Below are 12019 nucleotides of genomic sequence, written 5' to 3' on the forward strand. Positions count from 1 at the left end.
TAATGCTCATGAAACCGCCAATGCCCTGAATGATGAAGTCGTAACCCGCTCGCTGCGCATACGGGCCGGTCTGGCCAAAGCCGGTCACCGAGCAATAGACGAGATCCGGTTTCACTTCCTTGAGCGACGCGTAGTCGAGGCTGTATTTCTGCAGTTGCCCGACCTTGTAGTTCTCCATCACCACGTCGCTTTGCGCGGCCAGTTCACGGACGATCCGCTGGCCTTCGGGCGTGGCGATATCCACCGTGACCGAACGCTTGTTGCGGTTCGCCGCCAGGTAGTAGGCGGCCTCGTGGGTATCGGCGCCGTCCGGTGTCTTCAGATAAGGCGGGCCCCAGTGGCGGGTGTCGTCGCCGAGCCCCGGACGTTCGATCTTGATGACATCCGCGCCGAAGTCGGCAAGCGTCTGCGCGCACCACGGCCCGGCGAGCACGCGGGTGAGATCCAGCACGCGGATATGACTGAGAGCGCCCATATTCTGTGAATGTCTCCTGTATGGCGAAGCGGCAGGGCCGGCGCGGCGGCAGGCGCGCGCGGGCGATGCAGCTTGAGTGTGGGTGCAGCGTCGATCCCTGGAATCTTAAGCGATTCCCACCCGCGGGCGCAGTCGGCCGGACGGCATAGGGCGAATTTCCCGCAGCGAAACAGGCTCGCACGGCCAAAAACCTGGCCAGATGGCCAGTCTCGTGCACATGCCGCGCAGCGCCGCCGCGCAAGGGCGCCGATCCCGTATAATCAGTCGTTTAAGCCATATCGGTTGGCGCATCTTCAGATGTCGCCAGATCCAGCCAGGACCGTCCCACAGTACGCTATGAAAGCCGCCGAAATCCGCGAGAAATTCCTCAAGTTCTTCGAATCGAAGGGCCATTCGATCGTTCGCTCGTCGAGCCTTGTGCCCGGCAACGACCCGACGCTGCTCTTCACCAATTCGGGCATGGTGCAGTTCAAAGATGTCTTCCTCGGCGCGGAATCGCGTCCGTACTCGCGCGCCACGACGGCGCAACGCAGCGTGCGCGCGGGCGGCAAGCACAACGACCTGGAAAACGTCGGCTACACGGCGCGCCACCATACGTTCTTCGAGATGCTTGGCAACTTCTCGTTCGGCGACTATTTCAAGCGCGACGCCATCCACTACGCGTGGGAATTGCTCACGGGCGTCTATCAACTGCCGAAAGACAAGCTGTGGGTCACCGTCTATCAGGAAGACGACGAAGCGCACGACATCTGGGCGAAGGAAGTAGGCGTGCCGGTCGAGCGCATTATCCGCATCGGCGACAACAAGGGCGCGCGTTACGCGTCGGACAACTTCTGGCAAATGGCCGACGTCGGCCCGTGCGGCCCGTGTTCGGAAATCTTCTACGACCATGGTCCGGAAGTGTGGGGCGGCCCCCCGGGCTCGCCTGAGGAAGACGGCGACCGCTACATCGAGATCTGGAATCTCGTGTTCATGCAGTTCAGCCGCGATGCGCAAGGCAACATGACGCCGCTGCCCAAGCAGTGCGTCGACACCGGCATGGGCCTGGAGCGTATCGCAGCCGTCCTGCAGCACGTTCACAGCAACTACGAGATCGACCTGTTCCAGGCGCTGATCAAGGCAGCAGGCCGTGAAACCGGCGTGGCGGATCTGGCCAACAATTCGCTGAAGGTGATTGCGGATCACATTCGCGCGTGCTCGTTCCTGATCGTCGACGGCGTGATTCCGGGCAACGAGGGCCGCGGCTACGTGCTGCGCCGTATCGTGCGCCGCGCTATCCGCCACGGCTACAAGCTGGGCAAGAAGGGTTCGTTCTTCCACCGCCTCGTGCCGGATCTGGTTGCGCAGATGGGTGAAGCCTATCCGGAACTGAGGGACGCGCAACAGCGCGTGACCGAGGTGTTGCGTCAGGAAGAAGAGCGCTTCTTCGAGACCATCGAGCACGGCATGTCCATCCTCGAAGCCGCGTTGGCGGATCTCGAAGCGAAGGGCGGCAAGACGCTCGACGGCGAACTTGCGTTCAAGCTGCACGACACTTACGGCTTCCCGCTGGATCTGACCGCCGACGTTTGCCGCGAGCGTGAAGTCACGGTTGACGAAGCCGCGTTCGACGAAGCCATGGCGCGCCAGCGTGATCAGGCGCGTGCGGCCGGCAAGTTCAAGATGGCGCAGGGTCTCGAATACTCGGGCGCCAGGACCACGTTCCACGGCTACGAAGAAATCGTCTTCGACGACGCGAAGGTGGTTGCACTGTACGTGGACGGTGCCTCGGTCAACGAAGTGAAGCAGGGCCAGCAGGCAGTGGTCGTGCTGGATCACACGCCGTTCTACGCGGAATCGGGTGGTCAGGTCGGCGACCAGGGCGTGCTCGCCAACGCGAGCCTGCGCTTTGCGGTGGCCGATACGCTGAAGGTGCAGGCTGACGTGGTGGGCCATCACGGCACGCTCGAACAGGGCACGCTGAAGGTGGGCGATATCGTGAAGGCGGAGATCGACGCGGTGCGGCGCGCCCGCACGGAGCGCAACCACTCGGTCACTCACCTGATGCACAAGGCGCTGCGCGAAGTGCTCGGCTCGCACGTGCAGCAGAAGGGCTCGCTGGTCGACGCGGACAAGACCCGCTTCGACTTCGCGCACAACGCGCCCATGACCGACGAGCAGATCCGTCAGGTGGAGTCCATCGTCAATGCGGAAGTGCTCGCGAACGCGCCCGGTATCGTGCGCGTCATGCCGTTCGACGAAGCGGTGAAGGGCGGCGCCATGGCGCTGTTCGGCGAAAAGTACGGCGACGAAGTGCGCGTACTGGACCTCGGCTTCTCGCGCGAATTGTGCGGCGGTACGCACGTGCATCGTACGGGCGACATCGGCTTCTTCAAGATCGTGATGGAAGGCGGCGTCGCGGCGGGTATCCGTCGCGTGGAAGCCATCACCGGCGACAACGCGGTGCGTTACGTGCAGGAACTCGACGCGCGCATCAACGCTGCAGCGGCTGCATTGAAGGCACAACCGGCTGAGCTGACCCAGCGCATCATGCAGGTGCAGGACCAGGTCAAGGCGCTGGAAAAAGAGCTCGGCGCGCTGAAGTCGAAGATGGCTTCGAGCCAGGGCGACGAACTGGCCGGCCAGGCAATCGAAGTGTCGGGCGTGCATGTGCTGGCCGCCACGCTCGACGGCGCGGACGTCAAGACGCTGCGCGAAACGGTCGACAAGCTGAAAGACAAGCTGAAGAGCGCGGCTATCGTGCTGGCTTCGGTTGATGGCGGCAAGGTCAGCCTGATCGCCGGTGTGACGCCGGATGCAAGCAAGAAGGTGAAAGCGGGCGAACTGGTCAACTTCGTGGCGCAGCAGGTGGGCGGCAAAGGCGGTGGCCGTCCCGATATGGCCCAGGCCGGCGGTACGGAGCCGGCGAATCTGCCGGCCGCGCTGGCCGGTGTGAAGGGCTGGGTCGAAGCGCAACTGTAAGTGGCGTAGGGTCGTTGCACCCGGCGGCATTGCGTGATTGCAGCCGCCCATGCAAAAGAGCCGCGAGTTTTCACACTCGCGGCTCTTTTGTTTCTACAGGGGCTGTGAGGCGGCTCGTGTGCGGGCTTCAATGTCCGTCGTCGGTCTCACCGTCCGGTCAAACCGCCTGCAGCGGTGCGCCTTCTGCCGCCGCTATCCCGGACGGCTTCGCAGCATTACCCAGCAAGGTCTCCCGTAACGCATTCAACGCCGCCGAAAAATGGCCGCGCCGCCAGATCAGCAAGGTATCGATCGTCCCAAGAGTGTCAGGCGAGTGAATCGCGATGTTGCTCATGTCGTGTTGCAACTCGAGCACAGAGCGCGGCGCGACCGCGACTCCCGCACCCGCGGCCACGCATGCCACGATTGCGTGATACGAGCCAAGCTCCAGCACGCGCGTCGGCCGGATCCCGTGCTCCGTGTACCACTTCTCGACGTAGGCGCGATACGCGCAGCCTTGCTCGAATGCGATCAGCGTCGATAGCGCGATGTCGCGCGCTGCGCGAATCGGCCGATGCCCGCGCGGCGTCAGCATCACCAGTTCCTCGCGAAACACCGGCACCGAGTCGAACAGATCGCCAGCCCAGCCGGCATCGAGCGGGGTGGCGATCAGCGCGGCATCTACCTCGAATTCCCGCACGTGTTTGATCAAACGCACACTGGTGCCTGTTTCCAGTTCGAGCGCAACCTCCGGCCAGTTCTGGTGATACTGCGCCAGCAGGCTGGGCAACCGGCTGGCTGCCGCACTTTCCATGGTGGCGAGGCGCAATCGGCCGCTGGGACGGTTTTCGCGCAGTGCGTGGCGAGCTTCGTCGGCCAGCGCAAGCAGCCGTTCCGCATAAGGCAGCAAGGTTTCGCCGGCGGGCGTGAGCACCAGCCGGCGGCCGTCGCGGATAAACAGTGCGGTACCAAGCTGCTCTTCCAGTTGCTTGATGCGCGTCGTCACGTTTGACTGCACCCGGTTGAGCTTGGCGGCAGCGCGCGTCACGCCGTTCTCGCGCACGACGGCACGAAAAATAGTCAGGGCGGCCAGATCCATGATTCTCTCTTGGTGATGGTTAGCATTCTGATTATTCATTTTTCGTGATTGAAACGTCAAGCTAACATCATTGAACGGGCGGACCCCTCTGTCCGGCCCCTTCGTGATGACCATGAACGATTTTGCCATTCCCTACGCGGGCGGCAGTGTCCGCCACGCGGCTTGTCGCGCCGCCTTTGCCTGCATGATTGCACTGGCGGTGGCACTGGGTATCGGGCGCTTTGCGTTTACACCGCTTTTGCCGCTGATGCTGCATGGAGGCGGCCTGGACCTTCAGCATGGCGGCTGGCTGGCGTCATTCAACTACGCGGGGTACTTCGTCGGTGCCGTGACCTGCGCCGCGTTGCGAGCCGAACCGGCGCGGCTGGTGCGCATCGGTCTGGCCGTCACCGTCTTGCTGACACTGGCGATGGGCGTGACCAGCCAGTTCTGGATCTGGGCGATGGTGCGCTTCGCGGCCGGCGTCGTCAGCGCGTGGACCTTCGTGTTCGCGTCGCAGTGGGGACTGCGGCGCCTCGCCGAACTGGGTGCAAACGAGTGGAGCGGGGTGATCTATACCGGCCCGGGCGCCGGAATCGTCGCTACAGGATTGCTCGTGAGCGCCGCGGGCGGTTATGGCGCGGCGGCCGGCTGGCTCGGCTTCGGAATGGCGGCGGCGATGTTGTCGGCGCTGGTCTGGCGCGGGTTTGTCGCGTCGCCCACGTCGCCCACGTCTCCCACGTCTCCCACGTCTCCCACGTCGCCCGCGGCGCACGCGTCTCCCACGTCGCCCGCGTCGCCCGCGTCGCACGCAGCGCACGCAGCGCACGCGGCACAGGTAGCTCCGAACGACCCGAACGACCCAACTCCGCCTGACGCGCAGCCCCCAGCAAGCAGGCACGCAGCGGCATCGCCAGGTGGAGCGGCATCGACCGTCGCCACGGCTGCGGCACTTGCGCGCACCCCTGGCGACACCCACACCCAGACGTACCGTGCCGAGGCTTTCTGGCTCGTCGCTCTCTATGGCGTGCCGGGCTTCGGCTATATCATCACCGCGACGTTTTTGCCTGTGATTGCGCGTCACGCGTTACCCCCCGGATCGCCGTGGCCCGATCTCTTCTGGCCGCTATTCGGTGTCGCGTTGATGCTCGGTGCGCTCGGCGCGTCACGTCTGCCGCATCACTGGGACAACCGGAGCCTGCTCGCGGGCTGTTATGCGCTGCAGGCTGCGGGCGTGGCGTCGAGTATCGTCTGGCCGAGCGTGGGTGGCTTTGCCGTCGGCACGATGCTGCTTGGCCTGCCGTTCACGGCCATCACGTTGTTCGCGATGCGCGAGGCGCGCCGACTGCGGGGCGATCACGCAGCCGGCCTGATGGGTTACGCGACGGCTGCCTACGGCCTGGGACAGATCGTCGGCCCGCTCGTGGCCGCGCCAATCGCGATGCATACCGGTTCGTTTTCCCTTGCGCTGTGGCTAGCGGCGGGCGCGCTGCTACTGGGCGCGCTCGGCCTCGTCGCGCTGGCGCACGTCCCGCGCCGCCGCGACGCCAGATCTACACAGGGCCGCGAGTGAAGCGCCATCCAGCCAGCGGACGCTGCAACCTTCACTCTTTTCAACAGAACACATTGCCCGTTGGCGCACTAAAATGACCGCTTTCCCGTCATCATTGCGCGCCCGTCGCCGGCCGCGCCGCCAGCTATGCAACATTTCGCGTCCGATAACTACGCGGGCATCTGTCCCGAGGCACTCAACGCACTGATCGCCGCCAACAACAGCGGCCACGAACCCGCGTATGGCGACGATTCCTGGACCCAGCAGGTCTGCGACCTTTTGCGCGACCTTTTCCAGACCGATTGCGAAGTGTTCTTCGTATTCAACGGCACCGCAGCCAATTCGCTCGCGCTGGCGTCGCTGTGCCAGTCGTATCACTCGGTCATTTGCCATGAACTGGCGCACATCGAAACCGACGAATGCGGCGGCCCCGAATTCTTCTCGGGCGGCTCGAAGCTGCTGACCGCCCCGGGTGTCGGCGGCAAGCTGACGCCGGATGCGATCGAAGCCATCGTGACGCGCCGCGCCGACATCCACTATCCGAAGCCGAAAGTCGTGACGCTGACGCAATCGACCGAAGTGGGCACGGTCTACAGCGTCGAGGAAGTGCGGGCGATTGCCGCCATCGCCAAGCGTCGTCACCTCAAAGTGCACATGGACGGCGCGCGCTTTGCGAACGCCGTCGCCGCGCTCGACGTGCATCCGTCCGAAATCACGTGGCGCGCCGGAGTCGACGTGCTGTGCTTCGGCGGCACCAAGAACGGCCTGCCGGTCGGCGAAGTGGTGGTGTTCTTCGATCGCGCGCTCGCCGACGATTTCGCCTATCGGCTCAAGCAAGCCGGACAACTGGCATCGAAGATGCGCTTTATCTCGGCGCCGTGGCTGGGTCTGCTCAACGACGACGTCTGGCTGCGCAACGCCCGCCACGCGAATGCAATGGCGCAATTGATGCAAACGCGGCTCGAAGCCATTCCGGGCGTCAGCATCATGTTCCCGACCGAATCGAACGCGGTGTTCGCGCAGTTGCCTGCAACGGTGGCGAAGGCCATGCGCTCGCGCGGCTGGAAGTTCTACGAGTTCATCGGCGCAGGCGGGTGCCGGCTGATGTGCGCGTGGGACACGCAGCCGGAGACGGTTGAACGCTTTGCCGCCGAAGTGCGCGAACTGTGTGGTGCCTGAGGAGCGCGCGGATCTTCGCCGGTCACGTGCGAGCGTATGGCAGGATTGCGCTGGTGCCGCAGCGGCTCGTGTAGCGGCTCGAGTAGCGGCTTCAGTAGCGCCCAAGGAACGGCTCAAGTAGCGGCTCGTATAGCAGCTCGTGGAACCGGTCACGCTGCGTTCATGACAGGCGGGCACTCGGCAGGCACGGGCAGGATGAATGCATTGGGGCGGCTTGCCGTTTGAGTTCGTCGAGCGTCCCGGGCAATAGTGAGATAGTGCGCGCAGGCATGCAGGCAGAATCGATTGCGCGTTGACTACACAGGCACGCGTCGTTCAGTGGCAAGGAGACAGCTACGAGCGACGCGCTTCTTTCCTCTTCATCAGGAATGCATCTCCGACATGGCCTATATCTACTACCTGACTCACATCCATCTCGGCTACGACGCGCTGACGCAGCTGCCTTCGGAATGCGCGCGCATCGGCATCAGGCGGCCGCTCGTGATCACCGACAAGGGCGTGGTCGCCGCCGGCGTCGCGCAACGCGCGCTGGAAGCGCTGCAACTCAGCAATGTGCCTATTTTCGACGACACCCCGTCGAACCCGACCGAAGCCATGGTGATGGCCGCCGCGGCGCGCTACCGCGAGGAGCGCTGCGACGGCCTGATCGCGGTGGGCGGCGGCTCGTCCATTGATCTCGCCAAAGGCGTGGCGATTGCGGCGACCCATCCGGGCACGCTGACCGAATACGCGACCATCGAAGGCGGCAGCGGCAAGATCACCGACGCTGCCGCGCCGCTCGTCGCCATCCCGACCACGTCCGGCACCGGCAGCGAAGTGGCGCGCGGTGCAATCGTGATCCTGAACGACGGCCGCAAGCTCGGTTTCCACTCGTGGCATCTGCTGCCGAAGTCGGCCATCTGCGATCCGGGTCTCACCCTCGGCCTGCCGTCCATGCTGACCGCCGCCACCGGCATGGATGCCATCGCCCACTGCATCGAAACCTTTCTCGCGCCGGCCTTCAATCCGCCCGCCGACGGCATCGCGCTCGACGGTCTGGAGCGTGCCTGGGGCAACATCGAACGCGCGACGCACGACGGCAGCGACCGCGCTGCGCGTCTGCACATGATGAGCGCGTCGATGCAAGGCGCAATGGCGTTCCAGAAGGGTCTGGGTTGCGTGCATTCGCTGTCGCATCCGTTGGGCGGCGTACCGGTGAATGGCCGCACGTCGCTGCATCACGGCACGCTGAACGCCGTCGTGCTGCCCGCGGTGCTGCGCTTTAACGAAAGCGCGGAGACGGTGGTGGCGAATCGCCGCTACGCACGCATGCGCCGCGTGATGAATTTGCCGGAGGACGTCGATCTCGCCGAGGCGCTCTACGACATGACGGCGCGCCTCGGCTTGCCGACCGGCCTCAAGCAGATGGGCGTCGACGAAAGCGTGTTCGACAAGGTGATCAAGGGTGCGCTCGCCGATCACTGTCACAAGACGAACCCACGAGAGGCGACGGCCGATGACTACCGTCGCATGCTGACCGAATCGCTCTGACGCCTTCCTGCTCAACCATCGCACGCTCAAGATGATCAAACCCGCACCCACTTCGCGCAACGCGTATCCGCATTTTCTGCCTATCACCACACGCTGGATGGACAATGATGTCTACGGCCACGTGAACAACGTCGTCTACTACAGCTATTTCGACACGGTCGTGAACGAGTATCTGATCCGTGCGGGGGTGCTCGACGTGGAGCACGGCGCGACCATTGGCCTCGTCGTCGAAACGCAATGCAACTATTTTGCGCCGCTGGTATTTCCGGATCGCGTGGAAGCGGGTCTGAGGGTGGTGCGGCTCGGTTCGTCGAGCGTGCGTTACGAGGTGGGGTTGTTCAAGGAAGGTGAGACGCAAGCGGCAGCACACGGGCATTTCGTACACGTCTATGTGGATCGCGCGACGCGGCGGCCTGTCGCATTACCGGATGATTTGCGCGTCGCGTTGGGACCACTGGTTTTTAATGCAACTAACGCGGGTGACGTTGGCTAGCGTGTGAGGTTGGTTGTCTTCAATCTCGTTTTGGGGTTTGAGTGTTTGCCTACGGCGCTGTTTGGTTGTTTGCTTGCGGCGTTGGCCTTTCCTTGTATTCTTATCGGTCTATTAGCCTCGCCACCCACGCGGTATTGGTCCGAGACAAGATCGTCCCTCGCACCACACAGGGTTTTGACACAGGGCTCATCCACCCCACTCCGCACTCCGTGCGTCGCGGACCGGTGTGGACCGGACACCATGGGTTGCCTCGGTATCGCTCGCAAAAAAACTTCGGATCACCAACTAACACACCGAGGATTCCCGGCGGCTGGTCAGCGGTGAGAGAGGTTGCGAGGGACGCGACACGAAGGCATGTCCAAGGGTTATGCCCGGCGGCGGGGCGCGTAGCGCAACGCTGGAACGGATGAGTGCTGTGTCACGAAGGCGACTGTGCGAGGGCGGGTCTTGTATTGGGCCGTTTCCGGTACACGACAGAGATGGACATCTACTGGCTGGCGGTGTCAGCCCGCTTTCTTTGCTTACTTTCTTTGCGGCGGCAAAGAAAGTAAGTGCCGCCCCGCACAGGGGCGAAGCCAATAGACCACTAAGAATGCAAGGAAAGGCCAACGCCGTAGGCAAACAGTCAAATGCCGAAGCTAATAGACCGATAGCAATGCAAGGATAGGTCAACGCCGTAGGCAACCCAACCAAAAGTCACAACCAACAGACCACTAAGAATACGAGGAAAGTCCAACGCCGTAGGCAAAAAAGAGAACATCCACTACCCTGATTCAACCATAACATTCCGCCGCCTCAAAACCTCCGCCACCTGCCAGGAAACAAGCGCGGCGCAGCCAAATAGAATCTCCCTCATCCGCTTGACCAAAGCCAACGAAAGAGCAACTTCCCGATCAACCCCAAACATCTCCGCCAGCAAAACCACAGCGGCATCCTGCACCCCCAACCCCGCAGGCACAAAAAACGCTGCATGCCTTACCGCCTGAGTCAAACCCTCGATCGCCAAAGCCCCGCCTATCGAAACGGGATGGCCCAGCAACGACAACGCCCAATACGTCTCCAGCGCCCCCAGCACATATCCGCTCAACTGCCACAAGAACGCGCGCAACAACAGCCCCGCACGGGACATCAACGCGTCGATGTCCGCATCGAGCCGCTTGCCATCAATCCCTTGCAACAATGGATTGGCGTCTCCCAGCAAATGTGCAGCCCACCGCTCGATCGCATGAAACACGCCGCCACGCCGCACCAACACCACCGCGATAACAGGCAACGGTAACGACAATAACAACGCGAGGCCAATCGTCCGCAACGCATCCGCCTGATGCGTCGACGCCACAATCAACACGAGACCCAGTGCCGAAAACGCGTACTGCACCGCCATCGTGACCATCACCTCGACGATCACCGAGGCACTCACGCCGCTCGCATCCTCCACACGCCAACGCGCCAGCCGGATGCCGACAATCTCGCCACCAATACCCACCGCCGGCAACAGCCGGTTCACCGCCTCACGAACCGTCGCGATCCACCACAAAAACAGTAGCGAGGCCCGTTTGCCCAGCAACAGATGCCATGCATACGCATCGAGCAACAACGGCAACGCATGGAATGGCACCAGCCATAGCAGCACAAAGCCCGCCTGGCCGATCACCTGCATCAGGCCATCCACGCCCTCGTGCAGCACCAGGCCCATCAGGATCGCAATGCCAACCGGCAAGCCCGCCCATTGCAACCACTTCATGACGCTTGCGCCCCACGGCCATGCATCCTGCGGCCGAAGACGTCGGTAAAGCCGCCACGCGTCGCGCCAGCCGCTTCAATGGCGGCCGCCACCCGCGGCGAGAGCAACGCTTCCAGTTCAGCGGCATGACGGTAAGTGCGCATGCCTTGCGTCAACGCGCCCTCGCCCACCACCGCCGGATGGCAATAGATCTCGCCCACGCCGTCCGGCAAGCGCGCCAACGCATCGAGCAGAACCGCTTCGTCCATCTGGCCCGTCTTCGCAATGCCCACCACGTAGTCGTTATGGGCGATGCCCGCGCGATCCAGCCGGCCGCGCACGAGGTTGATCCACGGCTTGAGCCAGACCGGCTCATGCGACTCGCTCGGCAAACGCACCGCGCGCATGCCGTAGTCGCGGCCAATCTCGATGATCAGCGCGAGCACCGTCGGATGCAGATGGAAATGCTTGTGTGTATTGACGTGATCGAGCGGCAAGCCAGTCTTCGCGAAGGCTTCGAATTGCGCGCGGATCTCCAGCGCCAACTGCTTGCGCACATGCGGCAGAAAGAAGAAACGAAAGCCGTCGCGCACCATGTTGTCGCCAAAGCGTCCCCGTGCGTCGACCAGCGCCGGAATCGCCTCGCGCGGCAAGTACGCCGCGCCGTCGGCCAGCACCAGGTGCAGGCCGACCCGCAGGTCCGGCAAACGGCGGGCGCGCGCCAACGCATCGCGTGCAGCAGGCGCCGCGACCATCAGGCTCGCCGCCGTCAAAACGCCATGCAAATGCGCCCGCTCGACGGCCTCGTTGACACGCTCATGCAAACCGAAATCGTCTGCGGTGAAGATTAAAGTGCGCTGCGCCAGCCGAGCTTCGCGCGTCATCACGCTTCGTGCGCGCGCAGGAAACGGAAGAACTCCACGCCTTCGCGCAGACGCCGCTTCATCATGTCCCAGCTCATCAGCATCTCGCGCACGATTTCCCAGATCTTCGACGGCCGGAAATAGAAGCGCTTGTAAAAGCTCTCGACGTGGTGATAAATCTCTTCG

9 protein-coding genes and 1 pseudogene are annotated in these 12019 nt (G+C 63.4%); 5 read left to right on the plus strand and 5 right to left on the minus strand.

Features of this window, described 5'->3' with window-relative positions; genetic code table 11:
* Window positions 1-475, minus strand: a 475-nt coding sequence (locus VGH41_RS04145; RefSeq protein ID WP_331596072.1) for a CaiB/BaiF CoA-transferase family protein, incomplete at its 3' end; no start/stop codon positions are given.
* Between the two features lie 336 nt (window positions 476-811).
* Here VGH41_RS04145 and alaS point away from each other — a divergent pair.
* Window positions 812-3436, plus strand: a complete 2625-nt coding sequence (gene alaS / locus VGH41_RS04150; RefSeq protein WP_331596073.1) for an alanine--tRNA ligase — start codon at window positions 812-814, stop codon at window positions 3434-3436.
* Between the two features lie 157 nt (window positions 3437-3593).
* Here the strand turns inward: alaS and VGH41_RS04155 are convergent, their stop codons facing one another.
* Window positions 3594-4514 (minus strand): LysR family transcriptional regulator, encoded by a 921-nt coding sequence (locus VGH41_RS04155; RefSeq protein WP_331596074.1) that lies wholly within the window; start codon window positions 4512-4514, stop codon window positions 3594-3596.
* A gap of 112 nt (window positions 4515-4626) precedes the next feature.
* Here VGH41_RS04155 and VGH41_RS04160 point away from each other — a divergent pair, with 112 nt between their 5' ends.
* From VGH41_RS04160 to VGH41_RS04175, 4 genes are all read left to right on the plus strand, one after another.
* Window positions 4627-6066 (plus strand): YbfB/YjiJ family MFS transporter, encoded by a 1440-nt coding sequence (locus VGH41_RS04160; RefSeq protein ID WP_331596075.1) that lies wholly within the window; start codon window positions 4627-4629, stop codon window positions 6064-6066.
* 126 nt (window positions 6067-6192) lie between these two features.
* Window positions 6193-7224, plus strand: coding sequence for a low specificity L-threonine aldolase (locus VGH41_RS04165; RefSeq protein WP_331596076.1), 1032 nt, complete (start codon window positions 6193-6195; stop codon window positions 7222-7224).
* A 381-nt stretch (window positions 7225-7605) separates the two neighbouring features.
* Window positions 7606-8754 (plus strand): iron-containing alcohol dehydrogenase, encoded by a 1149-nt coding sequence (locus tag VGH41_RS04170; protein WP_331596077.1) that lies wholly within the window; start codon window positions 7606-7608, stop codon window positions 8752-8754.
* A gap of 31 nt (window positions 8755-8785) precedes the next feature.
* The gene (locus tag VGH41_RS04175) at window positions 8786-9247 is read left to right on the plus strand and encodes a thioesterase family protein (RefSeq protein WP_331596078.1); all 462 of its coding nucleotides are present in this window, start codon (window positions 8786-8788) and stop codon (window positions 9245-9247) included.
* A 763-nt stretch (window positions 9248-10010) separates the two neighbouring features.
* Here the strand turns inward: VGH41_RS04175 and VGH41_RS04180 are convergent.
* The 3 genes and pseudogenes from VGH41_RS04180 to VGH41_RS04190 all read right to left on the minus strand — a co-directional run.
* Window positions 10011-10991: a lysylphosphatidylglycerol synthase domain-containing protein gene (locus VGH41_RS04180; protein ID WP_331596079.1), complete on the minus strand. Its 981-nt coding sequence runs from the start codon at window positions 10989-10991 to the stop codon at window positions 10011-10013.
* On the minus strand, window positions 10988-11854 hold the full coding sequence (gene hpnK, locus VGH41_RS04185) for a hopanoid biosynthesis-associated protein HpnK (RefSeq protein WP_331596080.1): 867 nt from the start codon (window positions 11852-11854) through the stop codon (window positions 10988-10990). Before hpnK ends, VGH41_RS04180 begins: the two co-directional genes overlap by 4 nt.
* Window positions 11854-12019 (minus strand): annotated as a pseudogene (locus VGH41_RS04190) (hopanoid biosynthesis associated radical SAM protein HpnJ); the annotation flags it as partial. The pseudogene VGH41_RS04190 and the gene hpnK, both read right to left, overlap by 1 nt.

The organism is Paraburkholderia sp. (assembly GCF_036488795.1).
Lineage (GTDB): Bacteria > Pseudomonadota > Gammaproteobacteria > Burkholderiales > Burkholderiaceae > Paraburkholderia.

Bases quoted from the DNA above. Each gene is read 5' to 3' on its own strand.
- alaS (WP_331596073.1), top strand. From the start codon at position 812: ATGAAAGCCGCCGAAATCCGCGAGAAATTCCTCAAGTTCTTCGAATCG.
- VGH41_RS04155 (WP_331596074.1), bottom strand. From the start codon at position 4,514: ATGGATCTGGCCGCCCTGACTATTTTTCGTGCCGTCGTGCGCGAGAAC.
- VGH41_RS04160 (WP_331596075.1), top strand. From the start codon at position 4,627: ATGAACGATTTTGCCATTCCCTACGCGGGCGGCAGTGTCCGCCACGCG.
- VGH41_RS04165 (WP_331596076.1), top strand. From the start codon at position 6,193: ATGCAACATTTCGCGTCCGATAACTACGCGGGCATCTGTCCCGAGGCA.
- VGH41_RS04170 (WP_331596077.1), top strand. From the start codon at position 7,606: ATGGCCTATATCTACTACCTGACTCACATCCATCTCGGCTACGACGCG.
- VGH41_RS04175 (WP_331596078.1), top strand. From the start codon at position 8,786: ATGATCAAACCCGCACCCACTTCGCGCAACGCGTATCCGCATTTTCTG.
- VGH41_RS04180 (WP_331596079.1), bottom strand. From the start codon at position 10,991: ATGAAGTGGTTGCAATGGGCGGGCTTGCCGGTTGGCATTGCGATCCTG.
- hpnK (WP_331596080.1), bottom strand. From the start codon at position 11,854: ATGACGCGCGAAGCTCGGCTGGCGCAGCGCACTTTAATCTTCACCGCA.